This is a genomic window from Acinetobacter sp. 797_lipA, from assembly GCF_058243025.1.
This window is the reverse complement of the sequence record NZ_JBZAYQ010000001.1, coordinates 1,062,793-1,088,100: the sequence shown is the minus strand read 5'-3', so window position 1 is coordinate 1,088,100 and position 25,308 is coordinate 1,062,793. Positions and strand designations below refer to the sequence as shown.

Here is a 25,308-nt window from a genome sequence, read left to right as displayed (position 1 = left end):
ACTTTAGTCTAATGGTGAAAAATTTATTTAAAATTAAAAGTGCTGTTTTTTTTGATTGTTCCACTAAAATAGCACAACACAGCCTTCACTTACTTTGGTTTTTCCATGAACAACAAAAGAAATATTTATAAAGATGCTGAGCACCCTTTTGCCCAGTTTGTTCGCATTATTGGCAAAGGGAAAAATGGGGCACGCTCACTCAGTTATGAAGAAGCTTACCAAGCCTTTGATATGATCTTGAAAAATCAAGTGTTGGATGTACAGCTCGGTGCATTTCTGATGCTACTTCGGGTTAAGGAAGAGTCTGTAGATGAACTGGCAGGCTTTGTTCAAGCCACACGAGATCAACTGCCGTTCACGCCTTTAGAGGTCGATTTAGACTGGTCTTCTTATGCAGGCAAGCGTAAACACTATCCATGGTTTCTCTTAGCGGCACTGACTTTAGCTAAAGCAGGTTATAAGGTCGTGATGCACGGTGCATCAGGTCATACCATTAACCGTATTTATACTGAACAGGTATTAGAATATCTCGATTTTAATATTTGCCAAACTCAAGCAGATGTGGAGCAGGAATTAGCGTCGCGTAATTTTGCATATTTACCGCTGCACGCCATCTCCCCGATTTTAAGTGACTTAATTTCCCTACGAAATGTTATGGGTCTTCGTTCACCCATTCATACTCTTGCACGCTTAATCAATCCATTTAATGCCAAAGCAACCTTGCAAGCTATTTTCCACCCTGCCTATCGTGGTTCTCATCAGCAAGCAGCATTTAAATTAGGTTATCAAAACAGTGCTGTCATTAAAGGTGAAGGCGGCGAATTTGAACGTAACCCAGATGCCAAAACACTGATCTGCGGCATTAAAAATGGTGAACTCTACGAACATGAGCTCCCTAAGCTCACCGACAACCGAAGCCCAATTGAAGAAGAGCTAGATTTAGGTGAGTTTAAAGCAGTTTGGCTGGGTGAAAAACAACATGAATATGGTGAAATGGCAGTGACTGAAACCATTGGTATTGCGCTATATACCATGGGCGTCTGCGATACGTATAGCGACGCTATGCAACAGGCTAAGCAGCTTTGGCACACTCGTTTCCAAGCATAAGGGACAAGCAAAAGCGTGAACGTTATTCGTCACGCTTTTCGATCCAGTAAAAGTCAGCCCAGTAAGGATAAGGCTTTTCTGAAGAATGAATATTTCTGAGAATCAACTGATCACCAATATGAATCTCAATTTTTTGAGATTGATAAGGGCCAGATAAATAAACATCTTTTTGTTGTCCAATTAGGTTTGAACAATAGAGCTGATGGCTTTTTATCTTTTTCGATGCTTCGCCTGCATGGGCGTTATGGATCTTTATTCCAATCAACAACATCGGATAACCATCATTTTTCATTGATGTGTATTGTGTGACGGGATTTTTAAAATTTTGACTCGGTAACACAGAAACATCTAATAAACATTCAATTTTTCTTGCATCACTTGTTGGCTCTGCAAATACATTGGTCGAAATTGCAGTAATGAAGAACAAACTGAGTCGAGTGAGCTTTATTATTTTTATAAGCATAATGATTGAAACAGTTTTGCAGGTTATTCTTTTTAGATTCAGTTGTTGAATCACCAAGCATCTGCTGCTGAGCGATTCAACGTATTTTTAATCAATTAAATAAAACGAATAGGTTTAAATTCTGGTTCAGGCACATGAGAATCACACTCCTCACCTTCTTCTTTATGTCCTTTATCGATATAACCCGTACGTTCTTTTTCAGGCGTATTCTGATGCTCCCAAGCAATAACAGCTTGCATACAAGTTTGACGTTGTTCAGCAGTCAACGCAACGCCATTTGGCCATTTACCAATTTCTACAGCTGTTTTTAAACGCTCAACAATATCGGCATCTAAAATAGAAAGCATCTGTTCAATATTCATGATTTAATCCTGTTGAAAAGAGTCAAAATCTTGGTTCCACCCAAGTTTAGTTCGGCATGACATATAAAAATCATAACCCGGTGGATGTAATAAATTCAGTTTAAAGGGGTGCTTACGAATATGTAAGCTATCACCCACATTGAGTGAAACACTGTGTTGACCATCGGCACTGACCATCGGCAAAACACGGTTTTCACGAATCAGAAGCTTAATTTCACTGTGTCCACCCACCACAATCGGGCGTGAAGACAAGGTATGTGGATGCATCGGTACCAAAGCAATCGCATCCATCCCCGGATGCACGATTGGGCCACCACCTGACAACGAATAGGCTGTTGAACCCGTGGGCGTTGATACAATCAAACCATCACTGTGTTGACGGTAGACATATTGGCCATCGATATTCAGTTCGAAATCAATCATATGCACCGACTTACCCGAGTGTAATACCACATCGTTTAGCGCAATCGCATCATAAATCGTCTCGCCCTTTGAGCGAATTTCCATTTCCAATAAGAAACGACGATCTAACTGAAACTCACCTTTTAAGACTTGATCGAGCTTAAAAATCACTTCAGTCGGCTTGATGTCGGTTAAAAAACCCAAACGCCCTCGGTTTACACCCATTACAGGGGTATTAAATTTAACCAAGGCACGTGCAGCATGCAGAAGTGAGCCATCTCCGCCCACCACAATCACCAAATCGACCACTTCACCCAGAAGCGCACGACTCACCGTTTGCGTGTTTTTATAAGGAACCAGTTCAGCGGTTTGCGCATCAAAAACGGGATGTAACCCTAAGCTGAGTAGATGATCATGAATAAGACATAAGGTTTCGACAACTGAAGACTTATCAGGACGTCCAATTAAGCCTATGTTTCGAAATGTTTTATGTGAAATTTGCACCTGCAACATCGCTCCGCTACGATTCTCGCCTATCATAACATTATTTATTTAAATTGATTCAAAAACTAAAGTGACTGCTCCTACACGCGGAATTGTCTATATTTCAGTTTGTTCACAGTTTAATTATTGCAAATTAGCGAAAAGCTTCGCATGATTAGCACAATTTCTCAGGATCTTATTCGTATTTATGAAGTCAGAACGTGGCATAGGTTTAATTGCACTGATCTTCTGCATCTTAGTCATTGCAGCATTCTTGGTGTTTAGTATTTATTTGATAAGACTCGACTCCGTTGTACGTGACAAGTTTGAAGGCAAGCGCTGGGACATTCCTGCGAAGGTATTCGCACGCCCGCTCGAAGTGTATACCAATGCCCCTGTCAGTCAGGCTGACTTCACTCAAGAGTTAAAACTTTTGGGCTATAAGTCCTCGGAAAACTATACCAAATCAGGGAACTTTGTCAGTTCTGGCAATGAGCTATATGTACACACTCGTGGCTTTGACTTCGGTGATAGTGTCGAGCCTGAACAAGTGCTTAAAGTCACCTTTGCCGATGAGCAAGTGGCTGAAGTCAGTGCAACTAAACCCTCTTCTACAGGGATTGCACGTTTAGAGCCGATGCTGATTGGCGGGATTTATCCGCAGCATAATGAAGACCGTGTCCTGATTAAACTCGACAAAGTCCCTAAGCCTTTAATTGAGGCTTTAATTGCAACAGAAGATCGTAATTTCTATAGTCACCACGGCGTTTCGATTCGTGGTACGGCACGTGCGATTGTGAGTAATGTCACGGGTGGAAAACGTCAAGGTGGTTCAACACTGACCCAACAGTTGGTGAAAAACTTCTATCTCACCCCTGAAAAAACCATTAAGCGTAAAGTCAATGAAGCATTTATGGCTTTATTGGTCGAATTTCACTATGACAAAGATGAAATTTTAGAAGCCTATCTCAATGAAGTGAACCTCGGTCAAAATGGCAACTATTCTATTAATGGTTATGGTTTGGCTTCGCAGTTTTACTTCGGGATGCCTTTGCGTGAGCTAAATATTGCGCAACAAGCTTATTTGGTGGGTTTGGTACAAGGTCCAACCTTATATAACCCTTGGCGTAACCCAGAAGCTGCGAAAAAACGCCGTAATATTGTTTTAAACAACATGTTGGTCATGGGCTATCTGACCCAAGAACAATATGAAACTGAAACGGCTCGCCCTTTAAATGTGATTGCCAAACCGACTCTCGGCCCTTCACGTTTCCCAGATTTCTTAGACATTGTACGCCGTCAGTTACGTACCGAATACCAAGAAGGTGATTTGACCAACCAAGGTCTACGCATCTTTACAACGCTCGATCCGATTGCCCAAACCAAAATTCAAGATGCGTTTAAATCGACTGTTGGTCGCTTAAGCCGTGGCTCAAGCCGTCTAAAAGAGCTACAAGGTGCGGTGTTGGTTGCTCATCCTGAAAATGGTGAATTGGTCGCAGCTGTTGGTTCAACCCAAGACTTTACCGGTTTTAACCGTGCACTCGATGCCAAACGTCAAGTCGGCTCACTGCTTAAACCAGTGATTTACCTCAGTGCAATTCAATCGGGACGTTACAACTGGGCCAGCCCAATTGAAGACAGTAGCATTAGTATTCAAGCCAATGGTAAAGCATGGACACCTAAGAACTATAGTGGTGGTGAACATGGCGTTGTGCCAATGGTACAAGCACTGTCTAATTCATATAACTTATCAGCTGTTCGCCTTGGTCAAGAGTTTGGTTTATCGACGTTTAGCAATCACCTAAAACGTTTTGGTGTGACCAGTAATATTCCAACCTATCCATCCATTTTCTTGGGTGCGGTAGACATGTCTCCGATGGAAATGCTCAGCATTTATGGCAACTTTGCCACAGGCGGTTTTAAGTATCCGACTAAATCCATTCGTACTGTTGTCGATCAAAATGGTCGCTTGCTGACCCGTTATGGTTTAAATGTCCAACAAACTATTGACCCTGCTTCAGCCTATGTCCTGAATTATGGCCTACAACAAGTGATGACCTCAGGTACAGGTCGTTCGGCTTATAACACTCTGCCGAACTCGCTTCAGCTTGCAGGCAAATCTGGGACTACCAATGACACCCGTGACTCATGGTTTGCAGGTTACTCGGGTAATTATGTTTCTGTGGTTTGGCTAGGTTTAGATGACAACAAACAAACTGGATTAACAGGTTCTTCAGGCGCGTTGCCAGTGTGGACCAATGTGATGAGCCAACTGCGTCAAAAACCAGTCAACTTACGCCAACCAGATGATGTGCAATGGCATTGGATTGATCGTGGCACGGGTTATCTTGCTGCTCAAGGTTGTGAAGGTGCAATGTATATCCCCCTTTTACGGAATACCATACCACGCAAAGCAACAGCATGTGGCTTACCGCATTATCAAGTTGAACCCACTTACAATCCTGAAACAGATGGTTACCAAGCTACACCTGAACAAAGCGACAGCATAGACAACTATATTCGTGAAAGTGAATCGAACATGCAGCGTAACTTAGAAGATGAGACGCAAGTCATTTCGAGTGGTAGCTATCAACCTGAATAAATAGGACGGATTTAAATTTTGATGTGGTTTAAACGTTTAAGTATCTTAGCAACCATCGTGACTGTGGCAGGCTGTCAAAGCCTCCCACAGCCATCTGAAAAAAAGATACCTGAAAAGCCGACACAGGCGGATAAAGAGCAGAAAACACCCTCAGGCGTCACAATTCATCCTTATGACCGTGAAGAAATTCAACGTCAGAAGATTGTGATTCCTGAACAAAAAAGCAAACAACAGTTTGATGATGGGCGACAGCTTCCTGCTTTTAAAAGTCTGATGCAAAAAACACAAACGGCCTATCGCCAAGGCCAGTGGAGTCAAGCACAAAGCTACGCCATGCAAGCACAGCGTTTAGCGCCACAGTCGAGTGAGACCTTTTTGTATTTGGCTTTAATTGCTAATCAACAAAAACAACCTGCAAATGCGGAATCGCTTGCACGTCGCGGCTTGAGTTATGCCCAAAGCAATGCCATGAAAAAGCAGCTTTGGAGCATTATCTTAAAAGCAGGTCAAATGCAGAAGAATCTGAAAACCATTCAACAAGCCCAAACAGCAATCAAAAGTCTGTCTTAAAAGCACGCTCCGTTAGATGGAGCGCTGCCCTGCTATACCATAAGCGCCATAACTTTGCGCTTTGGCTAAATCAGCTAACTGTAAACCGCCGAGAGCAAAAATCGGGATATGAATCTCTTCTGCAATCAAGCTCAACTGTTCCCAACCCAAAGTTTCACTATTTGGGTGGCTGAGTGTATCAAGTACGGGACTGAGTAAAAGAGCATCACAGCCAATTTCTTGTGCATGTTCAGCACTGCTACGGTCATGACAGGCCGCTATATAACGCTGCCCAACGTTCAACTCCCCTTTACTCAATTGCATGAGTTGAGATTGTTTCAGGTGTATGGCCGCAACTGCCTGCTGTTGTAGTGGATTTAAACCTTTCCATAGTTCTATATTTACAATCACCCGTGCCAATTGTTCTACACTCAGTTCTGCAATTTTTAAAATATGTTCAGGACTGGCAGGCACTCGCCAATACAGCACTTGTTGTTCAGGCAAATCCTTCAACAGATCGATTTGATCTGAAATTTTAATCACGGGTGCAGCATGAAGTCGCTTCAAAATGGCCTGATTGGCTTTTGGAAAGTTAAGATCTTGTAATTCGGCACGCTTGAACCACGCCCATGGTGAGTGAATGTCTGCCAATAGATGATTTGATACTACAGCATGAAATAAATGCAAATTGACAATCACATCGTCATATTCAAACTGAATACAGTCAAAAGCATGCCAATCTTGTATATCAATTCCAACCTCTTCTAACACTTCACGGCGACAGGCTTGTTCAGGCGTTTCACCTGCTTCCACCTTCCCTCCAGGAAATTCGTGCTTATTGCCCTGATGCTGTTCCGCCTGACGCCAACCCACCAACACTTTGCCTTGATGTAAAAGGATGGCTATAGCGACTTGAACCAAAGGTTTTGACATAATCAGATTCCATTTCAGATGTGTAGTGTATTGAGTGACTGCATGTAACGATATTGAAGTTTTTTATATTTTCAGCGAGAAAATGTTGACAGCCTCATTCGATAATGATTATCATTTAAATCGTTCAACATATACCACGGAGTCGCCAGAATGAACGCACCATTTAGCTTATTTACTCGTAACGAAACAGCCCATTCACTACCAATGCTACACTCAAACAACTTATTTGCCCTAGGCCGTGAAATTCGCATTATGCATGCTGGAGAAGAGTATCGTCTACGACTCACTCGCAATAATCGACTCATTCTTACCAAATAAGAACTATAAAAACCCAATAACAATAATCGTGGAAACAAGCAGTATGTCAGCGCGTACTGCTTTTTAATGTCTTTCAGTTTGATCATTTATGCAGTTTTTATCACAGATCACAATCTGCATATCTAAGTCTCAAGCGTATTTAACTGCAGTTCCACTTTTAAACCGCCTAAGTCGGATGAACTAAATAACAACTGCCCTGCGTGTAAATCGACAATTTTTTGACAAATCGATAAGCCCAAGCCTGAACCTTGTGTTTTTGTACCTAAAGCCCGATAAAAGCGTTCACCCAAACGCTGGATAACTGTTGCATCGACCCCATTTCCGCTATTTTCAATCCTCAGTCTGAGTTGCTGTTTTTCGATCGTGAGATTGACAAAAACTTGTGCCTGCTCGGGGCTATAGCGAATGGCATTGTCGAGCAAATTGCGAAGTGCGCTAAATAAGAGCTGCTCATTGGCCAATATATAAACCTGCTCTGCAAGCACCACGTTAATTTTAATCTGTTTTGAGTCTGCAAACGGCTGTAAAGCTTTAATCACGTCCTGCATTAGCAGACTGAAGTCAAACTTAGTCTTCGCCAAGCTTTCCTTTTGCTCAGGGTCAAGACGTGCCAGCAACAACAGATTATCCAACACCTGTACCCCACGACTGACATCTTGTTGGATCGGTTTTAACTCACTTTCAAGTTCAGGAAACTTGCGCTTGAGCACCTGAAGTCGCATTTGTATCGCAGACAGTGGAGAACGTAGCTCATGTGAAGCATCCGCGGTAAAGCGCTGCTCTGCCACTAAAGCTTGGTCTAAACGTGCCAATAAAGCATTCAGCTGCGATAACATCGGTTGCAACTCAATCAGCTCAGGTTCTGGCATAGAAATAGGTGCTAAATCATTAACTGATTTATTTGAAATCTGCTCTGAAACTTGGTGTATCACCCGAAATTTACGTCGAATAGCGAAATGCATCAACAACCACTGTACACACCAGACTAAAAACAACACACCGCTGAAAACTAGGATGCTTTGCCAAAATGCATGGAAACGTTCGGACATCGACTGGGTCACTTGAACCTGTAAACCGTGATTATCCTGCGCAGTATAAATACGCCAAAGTTTCTGCTCTGACCAATAAAAACCATAAGGTGCATCTGAAACCAAACTCAAATGATCAACAGTAATTTTTTCAGGTACATCTTCGGATGCAGTCAAAAGTTGCTGTGCATTATCGAGTCGATAGCGAATATCAAACTCATCACTAAGCTCTGCCAAAGCTTGACCATTGCTGACCGTTAAATCATCTGCCAGCAACATATCGACCATTTCATCCATAATTTCATCTTGCATAGACATGGTCTGATAAACCGACACCCCAATAAACATCAGCAATGCCAAAAGCCCCGCCAGTATCGAACTGAGGAGCGAACTTTTAACAAGCTGACGCTGGAGTGAAATTGGCTGAGCCATTATATGTCCTGATTCATTCTGTAGCCCAAACCACGAATGGTTTTAATACAGTGGCTACCGAGTTTTTTTCTCAATTGATAAATAAAAACCTCGATCGCATTGCTTTCGATTTCATCGCCCCATGCATAAAGACTTTCCTCAAGTTGTTCCCGCGTAACGACATATTCGGGCTTGAGCATCAATTTATGCAAAATTTGAAACTCTTTGGCGGTTAAATTAACAGCTTGACCATTTTGAGTCACACTTTTGGCCTGTGGGTCGAGTTGGATATTGGCATAGCTCAATACCTGCGAGCTACTATGCTGTTGCTGTCGAAGTTGTAAACGAATTCGAGCGGATAATTCCTCTAGACTAAAAGGTTTGACCAAATAATCATTGGCGCCCAAGTCTAGCCCTTCGACTCGATCTCGAATACTGTCACGCGCTGTTAAAAAAATCACAGGAGTCGATAGGTTCTTGCCACGGACTTTCAGCAAAATGTCATCGCCTGTGGCATGCGGCAAACCTCGATCTAAAAGCACACAGTCATAGTGATGCTGTTCAATGGCTAAAATGGCATGGTCGCCCCGTTCCACCCAATCGACACTGTAGCCATCCATTTCAAGCCAAGTTTTAATACTCTCAGCTTGAGAGGCATCATCTTCTGCCAATAATATCCGCACTGCTTAACCTGCCTTATTACGATTGTTTAGATCATGCCGTGAAATGGCTCAAAATACAAAAACCACAGGGCTAAGATCCAATCGAAGCCCTGTGGTTTTTTAAGAAAGTCCAATCAAAATTGAATTGAGCTTGAACTAGCGTATTTAGAATTTCACCTGATCTACATCAATTTCAACGCGTTTTGCTGGTTTGTAGTCAATATCCACTTCACCGATAATGGTTACAGGTGTTTTAGCTGAAATCGCTTTGCCACCCCATAGTTCATCATCAATGTCGACAGTGATTGAACCTGTTTGGTCACGGAATTCATACTTCTCATCCCCAATGGCTTTGACCACATAACCTTTTAACTGGACGTGACTGTCATCTTTTAATGTTAACGCATGCTTAACCGTAGTTGGTGTTGAAGCAGCAACTGCCGCTTGGTTCACTGCCGTATTTGCTACAGCGACAGTTGTTGAGCCAATAACACCAGCAACCAATAACGCTTTCATCATCATATTCATATCCAGTACCTCTATTTAATTGTTCATCTATTCGATGAAGTGATTAAACCAAAGCTAGATGAGCTGAATCTTAAGAAAACTTCAAGTAACGTATTAAACGCTTAGTTGAGTGGGACGACACGTAACACTTCTTCTAGTGTCGTGATGCCTTCTAAAACTTTACGAGCCCCTGCAATTCTTAAAGGCTCAATGCCTTCTTTTTTGGCTTGTTGACGCAGTGCGGTCAAGTCACCATTGGCACCAATCAGTTGCTTTGCCTCTAAACTCACAGGCATAAATTCATAAATACCGACTCGTCCTTTGTAGCCCGTTTGACGACACTCGTCACATCCTACTGCGGTAAAGACTTTTTCAGGCATTTCCATAATGTAATCAAAAGTCAGATGCTCCCATTCTTGGCTGTTGATTTGCTTTTCAACTTTACAATGTGGACATAGACGACGTACGAGACGCTGTGCCAATACCCCTAAAATGGTTGCCGCGGTTAAGAACGGCTGTACGCCTAAATCATGCAAACGCGTTAGACTGGAAGGTGCATCATTGGTGTGCAGAGTTGAAAGCACTAAATGCCCTGTAAGTGCTGCTTGAATCGCCATATTGGCCGTATCATGGTCACGAATCTCACCGACCATAATAATGTCAGGGTCTTGACGCATCAGTGCACGAACACCATCAGCAAAACCAAGATCAATACCTGTATTCACCTGCATTTGGTTAAAACTCGGCTCTAACATTTCAATCGGGTCTTCAATGGTACAGACGTTCACCTGTTCGGTAGCCAATTGTTTCAAAGAAGAATAAAGCGTGGTGGTTTTGCCTGAACCCGTTGGTCCTGTCACTAAAATAATGCCGTGACTATGCGACGTCAGCGCTTGCCAATCACTCAGCAAATGCCCTTCAAAACCCAACTGCTGAAAGCTACGCACTAAAACTTCAGGGTCAAAAATACGCATCACCAACTTTTCACCAAAAGCAGTCGGTAAAGTCGAAAGACGCAGTTCTGTTTCTTGTCCTTTCGGTGTCCGTGTTTTTAAACGCCCATCTTGTGGTTTACGTTTTTCCGCCACGTTCATTCGACCTAAAATTTTAATCCGTGAAATCACCGCGGTTAAAGTATTGGCAGGCATGTTATAAATCGTATGCAGCACCCCATCAATACGGAAACGAACTTTGCCGTTGTCTTTACGTGGTTCTAAGTGAATATCACTGGCACCTTGCTCAAAAGCAAACTGTAGAACCCAGTCGACTAATTTAACAATGTGTTGGTCATTGGCATCAGGGTTTTGACTATCGCCCAACTGTAAAAGTGCTTCTACGCCTTTATTATCACGGTCATAACTCCCAGACTTCTGGGAGTTACTGACGGCGCGACTCACCTGATAATACTCGACCATATAGCGCTGTAATTGTTCAGGGCTGAGTAATACACGCTGGATTTTTTTCGGTGCAACATTCTGCTCCAAATTTGCGATCCAATCTTTCATATACGGCTGATCTGTTGCAATCAACACTTGATTGGCCTGAACTTCAACAGCCAAGATTTTATTGCGGAAGGCGAATTCTTGAGACATCACCGAAGTCAAAGCTTGCACATCGGCTTTGAGTGGATCAATCACATAAAACGGTAATTGGGTCTTTTCGGCTAGCCACTGACACAGCCGATTTAATGTCAGTCTCGACTGTGGATGCGACTGATCCACCAGATTAAAATGAGCAATCCACTGTAAAGGATGCCACTTCAATTGATCGCGTTGACGGTGCGAGGTTTGTACTAGATTTTTTTCTTTTTCAGTAATTCGCCCATCTTTAAACAGTTGATCTAAGCACCAAGTGGTATCAATTTCAAAATTAAAATTCATTGTTATACGTCCCCAAACATAACCCCACTATAGCAAGATTTTCTGTATTCATTCACACAAAGCATAAGCAAATCCCACAAATATCGAGGAGTAGCCAAGCTCATCAATATAATCACGAATTTACTCACAAATCTTGCTCTTTTAACTTGAATCCACCTTCAGCATTCGCCTATATTTTAGACAGGTCATTAAATTTTGTGAGATAGGCTTGGACTTCAGCATAGTTTCCATCAACAACTTGGCTTTATCTGATGTCCTCATTACCTTGGCTTCAGCATTAGGCTGTGGACTGTTGATTGGTCTAGAGCGCGAACGAAGCAAACAACGTGAAAACCAACAGAGCTTTGCAGGACTACGCTCCTTTGCCATTTGTGCCCTTCTCGGTGCTATTTGTTTTTTATTTGGTGTCGGTATCGGTATTGTCGGTGCGCTGATCATCGGCGGCATAGTTATATTCTCAATGAAAAACCAAACAGAAGATTTGGGTTCAACCACTGAACTTGCCTTTGTCATGACGTATTTTATTGGTGCCATGTGCCTGTGGAATACCCCTTTAGCAGCAGGTTTAGCCGTGCTGCTGACCATTATTTTAATGACCAAACATCCGATGCACAGCATTGCGGGGAAATGGATTACTGAGGCTGAGTTTAAAGACGGTATCTTTCTCCTAGCGCTGATTTTAATTGCCCTGCCCTTAACGCCGAATACGCCTTTATGGGGTGCTGTGCTGAATCCCTATATTATTTTAAAATTAGTTACACTTATTCTTGGTGTTCAAGCGCTTGCACATATTGCCAAACGACTGCTGAGCACTAAAAATGCCATGATTTTATCGGCAATCGCCTCAGGTTTTGTATCCAGTACAGCGACTGTTGCTAGCTTAGGTATGGAAGTACGCGCTGGTCGAGCACTCGCCAAACCCAATGCAGGTGCAGCGCTCATGTCCTGTATTGCAACTTTATTACAACTGCTGATTATAGTCGCAGGTGTGAGTATACTTTGGCTCAAAACCATACTGCTTCCGACCCTTGTAGCAAGTGTCCTTTTAGGGATCTGTGCTTATGCGTTGGTACGATCTGCCCCTGCACAAGAACAACATCAACCCACTGATTCACGCATGTTTAGCTTAAAAGAGGCTGGCATTATTGCCCTGACTTTGACGCTCATCCAAGCGGTTGTGTATGGACTCAACCTTTGGTTGGGAGATGCAGGTTTAATCGCTGGGACTTTGTTGGCCTCTTTATTTGAAATTCATGCAGCGATAGCAACTGTGGTCATGCAAGGAGCACCAGCAGACACGGCAGCAATGTCAGCATTTATCTTAGGTTTGACTGCACACGCTGTTGCCAAGTCCATTAATGCCGCCTTAACAGGTGGTAAGCAATACTTTATAGCTTTTGCCCCGATTCAGATTTTGCATATGGTGGTTTTGATTGGGCTACTTTGGTGGACGATTGATTAATTCCATTTAAATAATTAATTTTTATAAAATTTAATTTTTTATTTTCATCATATTAATCTATAATCGGCCCGCTTCATTTTTAAACAATAACTTTATTAATAATATATTTTTGAATTGGGATCTTTATGAAATTTAAAATATTATCGCTTGCTGTTTTTAGCGCATTAATGCTTAGCGCGTGTGGTGGCGGAAGTTCTGATAGTTCTAACAATACTAGTACTAGCAATAACTCAACATCCAATAATTCTTCAACTAATAACTCTAATAATACAAATACAGCCCAGCAATGGGAAACAGTTCGTATTGATTATTGGTATGACTCATATACGCAAGCTGTTGATTTTGGCGTGCTAAATACAAAAATTACGCTGGCTGATGGCAAAGCTTATGCTACTTTCGATGCAGATGATGATACAAATGAAATTTACTTAACTGAACAAGGCGAGTATCAAACATTTGGTCCTACAAATAGCCGCTATGGCGCTTTAATGGGAGAAATGACCTTCATCAATAATCAAATCAAACTTAGTCCTTATTCCGCAATCGGATCTACAGGTTTAGAATTCACCACAACTGTGAATCAACGTAATATCGCTGGTGAAAGCGTACTTGCAACTGTAGACCCTGAACTGAATTGGAACTTAGACTATCCCCAATATAGCGTTAAGTATCCAGATGCAATCAATACAAAATTAAAAGCATACCAAGCATTAAAATTCCCAGCGGGTTCAACCTGCTTACAGGAAACAGAATATTCGAATAATCAGGAATATTTACTCTTATCTGAAGCAGAAAATGTATATCAACAGAACTTTAATGAATTTGTAGAACGGTTTACCAATCAAACCGTACAAAATTATTTTAAGCTCACCAAATTTAAAAATGCACTTGCATATCATTACAGTCCAGATGAAACTGAAGCAAATGCCTTCACTGGATACACTCAATATAAAGGCGCCTACTATACAAGCTCAAAAGAAACTGCTGGCGTAGAGTCCAATCTTGCAAATGATATCCAATTAGATAAAGAGCAAATTAATCAAAGTAATACGTCCACCGATGAGAAAGCAGCTCGGCTAACTAAGGCAGATGGCTTAAATAAAGGTTGTGATTTATACAATTCAGTTGCAGCAAATTATTTAAAACAAAACCTAAAGTTTTAAATCCATTTCGAACAACTCCGTAGATTTAAATTTTAATCGATACAGGAGCTTATAGCTCCTGTATTTCTACACAAGTTTCATTTACTTTAAATTTCACATCTAAATTTGCAAATTTCATCCCATAAATTCGTGCTTCATCATACTGATACGCCGGTCTGGGATCTAAAGATAAAACGGCTTCAAGCTCTTGTACGGTCTGTAGTGAAAGTTTTTCACTCACCAAAAGCTGCTGCTTCTGTTCGATCGCTCGATCCGACCATATCACCGATTTACGTTTAGGTTCATCTTGCGCGTAGCCACTTTCCGCATCTATAACTGCATCTGAGTAGTGAATATAAGGTTTGATATCGACAATTGGGGTGCCATCTAGTAAATCACTTCCTGTGACATACACTCGAACTGACTTCCCTTCTTTTTTGACACACTTGAGCCTTACCACCGATAGACCAATCGGTGAAGGCCGATACATGCTGCGCGTAGCAAACACCCCTATTTTTTTATTCCCTCCTAAGCGTGGCGGACGAACTTGTGGCCGGAACTGGGTTTTATCTGGATTTTTATTGTCATGAAACTGCCACACCAACCATAAATGACTAAATGCCTCAATTCCTTCAAAGGCCAGAACATCATTATAGGGTGCTAGCATTTCAATATACGATTCCACTTGAACCAAATTAGGCTGACGAGGAATACCAAACTTTTCCTTATAAGAAGAGTGCATATAGCCAATAATTGGCAAGGTTAACTCAGTCATCATCACTTTTTCTAATAAGCTCAATTAAATATATTCAGTTTATCGAGAATGATTTTAGATTAGAATAGCAACCTGTTCTAATTTGATAATTTATTGAGACCTTTAATGGCTGCTTTCAACGTCGAAAAGATTACTCACGTCCACCATTGGAATGATACTTTATTCTCTTTTAAAACGACGCGCGACACTGCTCTACGTTTTAAAAACGGTCAATTTGTGATGATCGGCCTTGAAGTAAATGGCAAACCGTTAATGCGTGCTTATTCTATCGCTAGCGCAAACTACGAAGAAGAACTTGAGTTTTTCTCAATTAAAGTTCCTGATGGCCCGTTAACCTCTATTTTACAAAAAGTTAAAGTGGGCGACGAAATTTTGGTATCTAAAAAGCCTACTGGAACTTTAGTGCTTGATGACTTAAACCCAGGTAAAAACTTATACCTGCTTTCTTCTGGTACAGGTCTTGCACCGTTCTTGGCAACCATTCGTGACCCTGAAACCTATGAACGTTTTGAGAAAGTAATTGTAGTTCATGGTACGCGCTTCATTTCTGAGTTAGCGTACCAAGACCTCATTTTAGATGAACTTCCGAACAATGAGTTCTTTGAAGAGCTAGGCATTAAAGATAAATTGGTTTACTACCCAACGGTTACTCGTGAAGAGTATCCAAACCAAGGTCGTGTAACAACAGTAATTGAAACTGGCGAGATTTTTGAAAAGATCGGTTTACCACGTTTTAACCCAGAAACGGACCGTGCAATGCTTTGCGGTAGCCCTGCATTCCTCGATGACGTTGCTGCACTTCTAGACCAACATGGTTTAAAAGAGTCGCCACGTATGGGTGTACTTGGTGACTACGTGATTGAACGTGCATTCGTTGAAAAATAAGATTATATAAAGATATTAAAAAACCGAAGCTTAGGCTTCGGTTTTTTCTTTACTCTACGTATAGTTTTATCTAATATTAAAAAAAATAACAAATCTAGAATTTAAACCCATGACCTTTCCAGAACTCAAATTTAAAGACTATTTACATCCGAAACCCAAGCCCAGCGGCCTCGATGTACAGTGTAAACTCCAGCATTTTTCCCTCATTACTTATGCCGTCGACCCAGCTCGGTTTAAAGAGATCATTCCAGTACGGTTTAAGCTAGACACAGTAGAATACCAAGGCAAACAACAAGCACTAATGTCAGTAGTGCCCTTCATCGATGTCGATTTCAGCTCTGCGGTTTATCCTTTTCCAAAATTCACTATGGGGCAAACCAATTATCGAGTCTACGTGATTGATCAGGAGACACAGGAACGTTGTGTTTGGTTTTTAGGAACGACTTTGGACTCTTGGACGCTAATCGTTCCTCGTTATGTTTGGCAATTACCGTGGCATCCAGCACAGATTGAGTTTGATTGTCAGCAAGATGCAGAGGGGCGATATAGACAATATAAAATGCGTACTCAATCGGCATGGGCCACTTCAGATGTACATTTGTCTCAGTCGGAACATGACCAATGGCATTTTGAAGGCTTTACCAATTTAGAAAGTTATCAAGTCTTCTTGACCCACCCTTTGGCAGGATTTTATCATCGCCGCGATGGAAAACTCGGCAGCTATCGCGTCTGGCATGATCGATTAAATCCGAAACCTGCAACCCTGCACTCTGCCCGCTTTGAACTTTTAGCAAGGCTCAATCTTGTATGCTATGAAGATCAGCTCAAACCCTATAGTGTTCTGATTGAACCAATCAATGAATTTACCATTTATTTACCCCCAAGGTGCCTTAATCATTCGGCTGAATAACACAATAAATAATGAATACCCTACATATTTTAAGGGATATTAAGCATGATGAATAAATTTCAGCCAAAATAATGAGAGATTGGTTGTTTTTCTCCACAAAGTCTCTATAATTCAACAAAACAGACAAGTCTGTCTATTTTTGCTGAAATACTGAATGACCGAAAACATTCAGAGGGTACAAAAAATATAAGGAGGCACATTAAGTTGCTCATATTCATATCATGCATTATTGTCAAATAATGTGCGATATGGAACATAATCATTATCAGCAAAGCGCGATAACTTAACCGTTATCGCGCTTATTTATTTGTACGTGATTTATTTTAAGCGCATTTAAGCCAGCAATATAATGAGTGTATTAGGTTAACCTTAAAATCAAAATTTATATATTAGGCAGCTGAAAGTTCCATTTGAATTAAAGTGTTCACACGCTTCCAATAATCTTCCAAATGCACTTGCTTCGGATCGATTTGCGCTTGTATGGTCATGCCATCCAAAATACTCGATAAAAAAGCCGCCAACTGTTCATCCTGCTTCACACCTAGACGATTCAAAGCCTGACATAACTTGCCTTTTAACCATTCTTTATAATCAATTGCGGGCTGTAGTGAAGAAGGATAAATTTTTGAAATTTCTTCAACTGCCTTTTGGAACATACAACCATTAAAATCCGCGCTATGAAACCAAGCATGGTACCATTCAAAAATTGCACGAATATGGGAGAGATAATCACTTGGGTCACATGCAGCAATCGTCGCTTCAAGCGACTGCTGTAAATTTTGGTTTCTGGTCACTAAGCATTCTTCAATTAATTTAGCTTTAGATGGGAAGTATTTGTAAAACGTCATTTTAGCAACGCCAGACTCGCTAATAATCCGATCCACACCGATAGAATTATAACTATGTGAGTTAAAGAGATTAAGCGCTGTGTTAATGATGTCTTCTTTTTTTGACATTTATTTTACCTGATGCACAAAACTTTAAAATTAAGCCATTAACCCAAAAGAACAGCACATGAAAACGAAATACATCGATTGAAGACGATATTATATATCAAATTTAGATCAACACCGTTTTTTTATAAGAAACAATATCAATATTAAAATAACCATTTGAAATATATAGTTTTTAAAATAAATAAAACACTAGAAGAGTCGGATCTTTTTCACTATGATAAAAATGATGACAATTAAAATTTACTTCGTATATGAATGCTCTCTCCTTCACCCAGTCTGAACATACCCGCGCAGAAGTTTTGCGCTTTATTGAACGATCCTTAAGCTCAGCGTCATGGGCAACCAATACTCAAGCGATCATCCGCTTGAAACAAACGACAGCCGAACATATTTTATTTCAACATCCGATACTGACACGGCTGCATCAATGCCAACTGAGCCTTGAACAGCTGAAATTTATTCATCTGAATTATTTTACCGCCATTGTCAAAATTTTCACTGATGCTTTGAGTATGGCTATGTATCAAGCACTGCAACTTGAGCACGACAGTAATATCGTGGAGCAAGACCGCATTGCAGCCAAGATATATGCACGTTATTTGTTGTCACTAAATCTTCTAGATGAATTGGGTTTTAATACCCATCAACTTGAGAAAAGCTCACCCTCTAAATCGCATTTGGTCTATTTCCTTCAACTGATGCAGCAACTTGAACTCAATGTCACCGATCAAAAACAGACCGAGCCTGAAGCATTTGCAATCGCACAATTTATTCAAGAACATATTCATTCTTATGCAGACTTGCTGCTCATTTTGGCTTGTACTGAATTACAAGTGATTAAGTTTAGTGAAGCACTCAGAACTAATCTCGCAGCCTATGATCCTTTATTTACCCAAGGATACTATGCATGTCATGGCCTTGCAGAAACATGTGATACAACCCTTGCTAACGATGACAATCATGAAGACGACGTTTGGGTGCTATTCACACAATGCTATAAACCTGAACAGGCTCTGTATTTCCAGCAACTTCAAACTGAATATTTAAGTCTATGGAATAACTTTTGGAGCAAGATGAGTTTACGAACTCATTAATTCACCTCAGTAGCTAAACGTCCTTGTACACTCACGTATCCAACTCTTGAATATGGAGTGAATTCACATCTTATGAATGCCAAGCATTAATTTCCAGCAGTAGTATTAAATCTAGAATTAAACCGTAGAAGCACTCTCACTTTTATTGTGCAGTCGAATTTTCTAATATACTTTTTTTGCGCTCAGATAACGCTTTGCTCACCACTTGATAACCCGCCGTCATACCTAAAGTCGCCATAATGCCTGCCACGATTATGTCTGGCCACAAACTGCCTGTACCAAACACACCTATTGCAGCAAAAATAACCGCCACATTCCCAATCGCATCATTTCGGCTACAAAGCCAGACCGATTGCATATTAGAGTCACCTTCTCTAAAGGCATATAAAATGACGGCACAAACCACATTCGCAAGCAAAGCAATCACACCAATCACCCCCATGGTCATGGCTTCAGGCGGAATTCCCAAAACATAGGCATAAATCACTTTACCAATCACGACTAGACCAAATAACGCCATGGTAATGCCTTTGAGCAGTGCCACTGTCGCCCGCCAATACAAACTCGCACCAAGCACCGCCAGTGAAATACCATAGTTGACTGCATCACCAAAGAAATCTAGAGAATCAGCCCATAAAGAGGACGAATGTGCATAAGCTCCACCAATAAGCTCCACCACGAACATGGCTAAATTGATCAATAAGGCAATCCACAATGCCGTTCTAAACTTACTATTTGGCTTTTGCGGTGCGGGTGCACAACTGCAAGAAGAACATGCCATATACACAACCTCTATCCAGACGTAATCATTTTCTATTATGATTAAAAACTATGGAGTCGCTCTAAGGTCAAGCAAAATGAATCAACAAAACTCATCTGCTATTTATTTGATGAAAGACTTAGTCCATAAAACAGGATTAAGTGCCGATACCATTCGTTTTTATGAAAAAAAGCATTTATTAGAGCCTTCTTTTCGCGGAGAAAATAACTATCGCTATTATCAAGATGATGCGCTTAAACGACTCATTTTTATTAAACGTTGCCGCGCGCTGGATATCTCACTCAAAGAAATTGAATACCTGATTGAACTGGAGCAAAAGCCTCAACAAGACTGTAGTGCGGTCAATCAACTGATCGATGAACATTTAAAACAAGTCGAACAAAAAATCATTGAATTACAAAAATTTCAGATACAACTACAACAACTTCGGCAGTCCTGCACAACTCAATCAACTATTGATGATTGTCAAATTTTAAGACATCTTGAAGCAGGACTTTCAGATGCATAAAACACATCAACGCAGAATTTAGAATATGGGTATTACTCAGTTTTGCTAACTATTTACTCGAACCATTCGTGGGCAATGCAGGATTTTTATCCTTACTTTATTTAATTTTTTTATAAATTCACAAATAAAAAAATCTAGCTTCACAGCAAATCTAATAAAAATGATCCCCAATCATTTCGGATAAAATGCCGCAAAGAACTCTAGCTTTTTGATGATTAAAACGACAAGTAAGTTTTATATAACCGATATTTTACTTTATAAAACAAGGATATTTAAATTTACTTCTATCCTTAGCCACATAAAACCATATATTCAAACATTTATAATTGAGCACTCACATCCAGCGTTTGAACATGTAATTTTCGCGCCTATAACCGCTTAAATTCCGAGTTGTTTACTAGGTTGAATCTATTTTTTAAAGCCCTACAATAAACCCATATTTTTTTTATGCCTTAGTTTAATCATGAGCATTCATCACGTTACTGAACTTCTTTCTCCTGCAGGTTCGCTTAAAAATATGCGTTATGCATTTGCCTATGGTGCAGATGCAGTCTATGCCGGACAACCTCGTTACAGTCTACGTGTGCGCAATAATGAATTTGATCATGACAATCTGGCTATCGGCATTCAAGAAGCGCATGACTTAGGAAAAAAGTTTTATGTGGTCGTCAACATTCAACCGCATAACTCGAAACTCAAAAACTTTATTCGCGACCTCACACCTGTGGTTGCGATGCAACCCGATGCCCTGATCATGTCGGATCCAGGCCTGATTATGATGGTACGCGAGCATTTTCCAGACATGGATGTGCATCTTTCCGTTCAGGCCAATGCAGTCAACTGGGCTACTGTGAAGTTTTGGAAAAATATGGGACTGACTCGTGTCATTTTGTCCCGTGAATTATCCATTGATGAAATTGAAGAAATTAAGCAACAAGTGCCTGACATGGAAATTGAGGTTTTTGTGCATGGTGCGTTATGCATGGCGTACTCAGGACGTTGCATGCTTTCAGGCTATATGAATAAGCGTGATGCCAATCAAGGGGCATGTACCAATGCTTGCCGTTGGGAATATAAAGTTCATGAGACTACGCAAGATGAAAATGGTGATGTGATCCCAGTCCAAAATCTGAATACAGACTCCAATTGCTGTTCAAGCCCTGATGCTGATGAACTGCATATGCAAGCACAGCATCAGTTCGATGAACCCGTATTACTACAACGTAATGAAGAAGACATGTTTGCTGCTGAAGAAGACGAACATGGCACTTACTTTATGAACTCAAAAGACTTGCGCGCGGTGCAGCATGTTGAGCGCTTAACCCAAATGGGGATACATTCTTTAAAAATTGAAGGACGTACCAAGTCTTATTTTTACTGTGCGCGTACAGCACAAATTTATCGCAAAGCCATAGATGATGCGCTCGCCGGTAAACCTTTCGATTCCTCACTCCTGACACAACTCGAAGGTCTGGCCAACCGTGGTTATACCGAAGGTTTTTTACGTCGCCACGTGCATAGCGAATATCAAAATTATGAAAATGGTTCATCCAGTTTTGACCATCAACAATACTGCGGTGAAATTTTGGAGCGCAATGGCGATTATCTGAAAGTCGATGTCAAAAACCGTTTTGTAGTGGGTGATGTGCTCGAACTCATGACCACTTCAGGCAACATCACTTTTGAACTAACAGAAATCCTCGATAAAAAAGGGAATCCAATACTTGAAGCGAAAGGCTCAGGTCATGTGGTTGAAATCCCAGTTCCTGCTGATGTCGACATGCACTATGCCCTGCTCATTCGCAACTTACCGCATTCAAGTACCGACATTTCAGCGCCTGCCTTGGCTTATGTTGCAAGCTGACTGGGGTTAATACCATGGCACTACGAATAACGGATGCATGTATTAACTGCGATATGTGTCTTCCTGAATGTCCCAATACCGCTATTTTTGAAGGTGATAAAATTTATGAAATAGACGTCAACCGCTGCACCGAGTGTGTTGGTTTTTATGATACCCAAACCTGTGTGGATGTTTGCCCAATTGCTTGTATCGAGCAACATCCAGAACACGTTGAAACACAGCAACAATTGTTAGAAAAATTTAAAGGATTGAAATTATTTAACATCTAACCTTGGGGAAAGTAGAAAAGAAACCGAGTACTGACCACACTCAGAGTTTCAAAACAAAAACTGGGCAAAGAATAACAATAAACAAAAACTAAATGAAAAAGCCAAAGTGACTGGGGAGCACTTTGGCTTTTTCTTTGTACAAAATATTTGCTTTAAACGAAAAAAAAGGAACTGAGCTGTTAGCGACTCAGTTCCTATCAAGGGTAAAACCAAAGATCAGCGATACAAAATAAAGGGAAAAAGCCAACGTATATTTTGGGAGAGCGTTGGCTTTTTCATTTCACACTTACAGCCCAGAACGAATAATATAATCAAAAGCAGACAGAGATGCTTTCGCTCCTTCACCTGTGGCAATGATGATTTGCTTGTATGGCACAGTCGTACAGTCACCTGCGGCAAATACACCTTTGACATTGGTTTCGTTGCGATCGTTAATCACAATCTCACCACGGTTTGAAAGCTCAACAGCAGTCTCTTTTAAGAAATCAGTGTTTGGTAATAAACCAATTTGCACAAAGATTCCTGCAAGCTCTACCGTATGTTCTACATCAGTTGCACGGTCTTTATATTTCAATGCTGTCACTTGCTGACCATCACCCACAACTTCAGTCGAGAGTGCATTCAGGATCACCGTAGTGTTAGGCAAACTATGCAATTTGTCTTGCAACACTTGGTCGGCACGTAGTTTGGTATCAAACTCAACCAAAGTTACATGTTCAACAATCCCAGCAAGATCAATCGCAGCTTCGACACCTGAGTTACCTCCGCCAATTACTGCTACACGTTTGCCTTTAAACAGTGGACCATCACAGTGTGGGCAGTAAGCAACACCACGAGTACGGTATTCTGCTTCGCCCGGCACATTCATTTCTCTCCAACGTGCACCTGTTGAAAGAATCACAGTTTTAGATTCAAGCTTCGCACCATTTTCTAAAGTGACTTCAACCAAGCCATTCGCGGTCTCATCTGCACCTTTGATGTTAGAAACACGTTGTAAGTTCATGATGTCCACACCGTACTCACGTACATGTGCTTCCATTTCAGCAGCAAACTTCGGCCCTTGGGTCTTTTGAATCGAGGTATAGTTTTCAATGTCCATGGTATCCATGACTTGACCACCCATACGTTCAGCCACGATCCCTGTTTTAATGCCTTTACGTGCTGCGTAAATGGCAGAGGTATTTCCCGCAGGGCCACCACCAATCACGAGAACATCAAAAGCATCTTTGGCATTGAGTTTTTCAGCTTCTTTGACTGCTGAATTGGTATCCAGTTTGGCAATAATTTCTTCCAAGGTCATACGGCCTTGACCGATATGGGTGTTGTCTTGGAACACCATCGGTACAGCCATGATTTTGCGTTCTTCAACTTCATCTTGGAAGAATGCACCATCAATCATAGTTGCTGTCGTGCCTGGATTGTAAATGGCAATCAGGTTCAAGGCTTGCACCACGTCTGGACAGTTATGACAGCTTAAAGAGACAAATACATCAAAGTTAGACTGGATGCCCAAAGCTTTGATTGAAGCCAAAACTTCATCCGATACTTTGGGTGCGTAACCTGAGGTTTGTAACAATGCCAAAATCAAAGAGGTAAACTCATGCCCCATCGGCAAACCCGCAAAGAAAACACGCGGTTCTTCACCGGCTTTTGCTACACCAAAGCTGGGTACACGTGAGTTTTGACCATCAAAACGTGCAGTCACCAGTGGAGACAGTGCTGCAACTTCTTCAACCAATTCTTTGATTTTGTCTGATTTCTCAGTACCGTTCAAAGTCGCAACCAATTCAATCGGACCTTCTAGGCGTTCAAGAAGTGTTTTTAATTGAGCTGAAGTATTTTGATCTAACATTGTTAAGCTCTCCAAAGCAGTCTATAAATTTATTTGATAGAAGAATCATAGAGTAAATCTAAAAATAGATAAAACAGTTTGTTTTTATTTTAATAATCGGTTTTATAGATTTAAAGATATTCATCATAAAAAGTCCCATTAAACGCAGGACTTTAAATGAAGTCAAAGCTTAGGATTCACTCTGCATCCGCTGTTCAATTCTTAACGTTCTGGCCTTTAACTGATGCGTCAGACCAAACAACACAAGACTCAGCACTGCCATCAGTAGCATCAAGATAAGCGAGAAGAATTGCATGACCTTCGTGAACTGCGCTGCTTGCTGAACTTGCTTTTCTACACTTGCAGCCATTGGCGTGAGTGTTTTGCCATAGAGTTGATGCTGCATCGTCCATAACTGTTCAGGCTTAAACCCATATTCAATAAAATGTGAATCATTTTTTTCTGCTTGGACCAGAGCAAGCACATGCGGAATGGCTGCATTTTTATCGACAGGTTGATGTAACAATGCCGTCTGCGCAAGCAAATAATGTTTTACGGGCATTTGAATTTGAGACTGCTGCAAATACTGCGCTATTTCACTTTGCTGAATATTTTTATCGTAGTGTACGATTTGCTGAAAAGCCTCGCTTTCATCATCTTTTAAATCATATTGCACATAAGTCAGCCCTGACCAAAGCAGAATAAATGCAATCAGCCATGCCACAAACTTCAGTATAAAAGATTGAAAACGTACATAGAAAAAATGAATTTTCCGTGCATAGTGCACCAGTACGAATGCCCCAACAAAAGACACCATAATCTTGAGCACAAGCCAACCAAACCATGACAGCAAATTCAGAAAATAATCTGGTTGTTGTCCAAGTGATGCTAAATTTGCATCGACACTCATGGGTATATGCAGTTGCTGTATTTCAGTGCTCAGCCCAAAAAAGCTATAGACAAAATCAGGTTGTAGAAAATAACTAATGCTGGAGGCAAGAAACAAGGCAGCACTCAACATACACCATAAACTCAGTTTACGTTGACGTTGTTTGAGTGCAACCACGCCTTGTTCAATGTGCTGAGGCTGAACAACATACTCATCTAAGGAAGGCAAACGC

The 25,308-nt window shown here is 41.0% G+C and carries 25 protein-coding genes; 12 read left to right on the top strand and 13 right to left on the bottom strand.

The genetic code is table 11. The features are described from left to right. The first annotated feature begins 105 nt into the window (after positions 1–105). On the top strand, positions 106–1,107 hold the full coding sequence (locus AC4CU2_RS05280; protein ID WP_087012098.1) for a glycosyl transferase family protein: 1,002 nt from the start codon (positions 106–108) through the stop codon (positions 1,105–1,107). A 22-nt stretch (positions 1,108–1,129) separates the two neighbouring features. On the opposite strand, the gene AC4CU2_RS05275 is transcribed toward AC4CU2_RS05280, so the two are convergent. The 3 genes from AC4CU2_RS05275 to AC4CU2_RS05265 all read right to left on the bottom strand — a co-directional run bounded on the left by AC4CU2_RS05275 (position 1,130) and on the right by AC4CU2_RS05265 (position 2,874). Further along, on the bottom strand, positions 1,130–1,570 hold the full coding sequence (locus tag AC4CU2_RS05275) for a hypothetical protein (RefSeq protein ID WP_490769211.1): 441 nt from the start codon (positions 1,568–1,570) through the stop codon (positions 1,130–1,132). A 95-nt stretch (positions 1,571–1,665) separates the two neighbouring features. Further along, positions 1,666–1,932, bottom strand: a complete 267-nt coding sequence (locus tag AC4CU2_RS05270; protein WP_058869973.1) for a YeaC family protein — start codon at positions 1,930–1,932, stop codon at positions 1,666–1,668. A 3-nt stretch (positions 1,933–1,935) separates the two neighbouring features. Next, a complete protein-coding gene (locus tag AC4CU2_RS05265; protein WP_078426355.1) occupies positions 1,936–2,874 on the bottom strand; it encodes an NAD(+) kinase in 939 nt (312 codons plus the stop codon). Positions 2,875–3,025: 151 nt separating this feature from the next. Between AC4CU2_RS05265 and mrcB the strand changes: the two genes are divergently transcribed. After that, the gene (mrcB, locus tag AC4CU2_RS05260; RefSeq protein ID WP_490768382.1) at positions 3,026–5,422 is read left to right on the top strand and encodes a penicillin-binding protein 1B; all 2,397 of its coding nucleotides are present in this window, start codon (positions 3,026–3,028) and stop codon (positions 5,420–5,422) included. 21 nt (positions 5,423–5,443) lie between these two features. Then, positions 5,444–5,992, top strand: a complete 549-nt coding sequence (locus tag AC4CU2_RS05255; protein ID WP_490768381.1) for a tetratricopeptide repeat protein — start codon at positions 5,444–5,446, stop codon at positions 5,990–5,992. Between the two features lie 12 nt (positions 5,993–6,004). Here AC4CU2_RS05255 and AC4CU2_RS05250 read toward each other — a convergent pair whose 3' ends face one another. Beyond that, positions 6,005–6,904 (bottom strand): NUDIX domain-containing protein, encoded by a 900-nt coding sequence (locus AC4CU2_RS05250; protein ID WP_490768380.1) that lies wholly within the window; start codon positions 6,902–6,904, stop codon positions 6,005–6,007. A 150-nt stretch (positions 6,905–7,054) separates the two neighbouring features. On the opposite strand from AC4CU2_RS05250, the gene hemP reads away from it, so the two are divergent. Further along, positions 7,055–7,222, top strand: coding sequence for a hemin uptake protein HemP (gene hemP, locus AC4CU2_RS05245; RefSeq protein ID WP_004696105.1), 168 nt, complete (start codon positions 7,055–7,057; stop codon positions 7,220–7,222). A 122-nt stretch (positions 7,223–7,344) separates the two neighbouring features. Here the strand turns inward: hemP and AC4CU2_RS05240 are convergent, their stop codons facing one another. The 4 genes from AC4CU2_RS05240 to tfpB form a co-directional block, all read right to left on the bottom strand. Further along, complete coding sequence (locus AC4CU2_RS05240; protein WP_490768379.1) at positions 7,345–8,682, bottom strand: sensor histidine kinase; 1,338 nt, start codon at positions 8,680–8,682, stop codon at positions 7,345–7,347. Beyond that, positions 8,682–9,344, bottom strand: a complete 663-nt coding sequence (locus AC4CU2_RS05235) for a response regulator transcription factor (protein ID WP_234950468.1) — start codon at positions 9,342–9,344, stop codon at positions 8,682–8,684. The genes AC4CU2_RS05240 and AC4CU2_RS05235 overlap by 1 nt, the downstream gene beginning before the upstream one ends. Positions 9,345–9,488: 144 nt before the next feature. After that, a complete protein-coding gene (locus AC4CU2_RS05230; protein ID WP_004696098.1) occupies positions 9,489–9,851 on the bottom strand; it encodes a NirD/YgiW/YdeI family stress tolerance protein in 363 nt (120 codons plus the stop codon). Between the two features lie 101 nt (positions 9,852–9,952). After that, a complete protein-coding gene (tfpB, locus tag AC4CU2_RS05225; protein ID WP_490768378.1) occupies positions 9,953–11,710 on the bottom strand; it encodes a type IV pilus assembly ATPase TfpB in 1,758 nt (585 codons plus the stop codon). A 208-nt stretch (positions 11,711–11,918) separates the two neighbouring features. Between tfpB and AC4CU2_RS05220 the strand changes: the two genes are divergently transcribed. Beyond that, positions 11,919–13,172, top strand: coding sequence for an MgtC/SapB family protein (locus AC4CU2_RS05220; protein ID WP_411370352.1), 1,254 nt, complete (start codon positions 11,919–11,921; stop codon positions 13,170–13,172). 125 nt (positions 13,173–13,297) lie between these two features. Continuing rightward, positions 13,298–14,335 (top strand): hypothetical protein, encoded by a 1,038-nt coding sequence (locus AC4CU2_RS05215; RefSeq protein WP_490768377.1) that lies wholly within the window; start codon positions 13,298–13,300, stop codon positions 14,333–14,335. A gap of 49 nt (positions 14,336–14,384) precedes the next feature. Here AC4CU2_RS05215 and tsaA read toward each other — a convergent pair whose 3' ends face one another. After that, positions 14,385–15,089, bottom strand: coding sequence for a tRNA (N6-threonylcarbamoyladenosine(37)-N6)-methyltransferase TrmO (gene tsaA / locus AC4CU2_RS05210; RefSeq protein WP_411370403.1), 705 nt, complete (start codon positions 15,087–15,089; stop codon positions 14,385–14,387). A 105-nt stretch (positions 15,090–15,194) separates the two neighbouring features. On the opposite strand from tsaA, the gene AC4CU2_RS05205 reads away from it, so the two are divergent. Next, positions 15,195–15,974 (top strand): ferredoxin--NADP reductase, encoded by a 780-nt coding sequence (locus tag AC4CU2_RS05205; RefSeq protein ID WP_004696086.1) that lies wholly within the window; start codon positions 15,195–15,197, stop codon positions 15,972–15,974. Between the two features lie 109 nt (positions 15,975–16,083). After that, positions 16,084–16,884: a DUF2071 domain-containing protein gene (locus tag AC4CU2_RS05200; RefSeq protein ID WP_490768376.1), complete on the top strand. Its 801-nt coding sequence runs from the start codon at positions 16,084–16,086 to the stop codon at positions 16,882–16,884. 389 nt (positions 16,885–17,273) lie between these two features. Here the strand turns inward: AC4CU2_RS05200 and AC4CU2_RS05195 are convergent, their stop codons facing one another. Then, positions 17,274–17,840 (bottom strand): TetR/AcrR family transcriptional regulator, encoded by a 567-nt coding sequence (locus tag AC4CU2_RS05195; protein WP_005400544.1) that lies wholly within the window; start codon positions 17,838–17,840, stop codon positions 17,274–17,276. A 251-nt stretch (positions 17,841–18,091) separates the two neighbouring features. Here AC4CU2_RS05195 and AC4CU2_RS05190 point away from each other — a divergent pair, with 251 nt between their 5' ends. Further along, on the top strand, positions 18,092–18,934 hold the full coding sequence (locus AC4CU2_RS05190) for a hypothetical protein (protein ID WP_005400543.1): 843 nt from the start codon (positions 18,092–18,094) through the stop codon (positions 18,932–18,934). 142 nt (positions 18,935–19,076) lie between these two features. On the opposite strand, the gene AC4CU2_RS05185 is transcribed toward AC4CU2_RS05190, so the two are convergent. After that, entirely contained in the window at positions 19,077–19,715 is a 639-nt protein-coding gene (locus AC4CU2_RS05185) for a cation efflux transmembrane domain-containing protein (RefSeq protein WP_039890057.1), read from the bottom strand. A gap of 76 nt (positions 19,716–19,791) precedes the next feature. On the opposite strand from AC4CU2_RS05185, the gene AC4CU2_RS05180 reads away from it, so the two are divergent. The 3 genes from AC4CU2_RS05180 (at position 19,792) to AC4CU2_RS05170 (ending at position 22,356) form a co-directional block, all read left to right on the top strand. After that, complete coding sequence (locus tag AC4CU2_RS05180) at positions 19,792–20,223, top strand: Cd(II)/Pb(II)-responsive transcriptional regulator (protein WP_490768375.1); 432 nt, start codon at positions 19,792–19,794, stop codon at positions 20,221–20,223. Between the two features lie 463 nt (positions 20,224–20,686). Next, positions 20,687–22,087 carry a prephenate-dependent tRNA uridine(34) hydroxylase TrhP gene (gene trhP / locus AC4CU2_RS05175; RefSeq protein WP_125275057.1) on the top strand — a complete coding sequence of 467 codons (1,401 nt, stop codon included), beginning with the start codon at positions 20,687–20,689 and terminating at the stop codon, positions 22,085–22,087. Between the two features lie 14 nt (positions 22,088–22,101). Beyond that, the gene (locus tag AC4CU2_RS05170; RefSeq protein ID WP_010327176.1) at positions 22,102–22,356 is read left to right on the top strand and encodes a YfhL family 4Fe-4S dicluster ferredoxin; all 255 of its coding nucleotides are present in this window, start codon (positions 22,102–22,104) and stop codon (positions 22,354–22,356) included. Positions 22,357–22,642: 286 nt separating this feature from the next. On the opposite strand, the gene ahpF is transcribed toward AC4CU2_RS05170, so the two are convergent. Together ahpF and AC4CU2_RS05160 are read right to left on the bottom strand one after the other, a co-directional pair. After that, complete coding sequence (gene ahpF, locus AC4CU2_RS05165) at positions 22,643–24,208, bottom strand: alkyl hydroperoxide reductase subunit F (RefSeq protein ID WP_490768374.1); 1,566 nt, start codon at positions 24,206–24,208, stop codon at positions 22,643–22,645. A gap of 169 nt (positions 24,209–24,377) precedes the next feature. Then, complete coding sequence (locus AC4CU2_RS05160) at positions 24,378–25,304, bottom strand: hypothetical protein (protein WP_490768373.1); 927 nt, start codon at positions 25,302–25,304, stop codon at positions 24,378–24,380. Between the last annotated feature and the right edge of the window lie 4 nt (positions 25,305–25,308).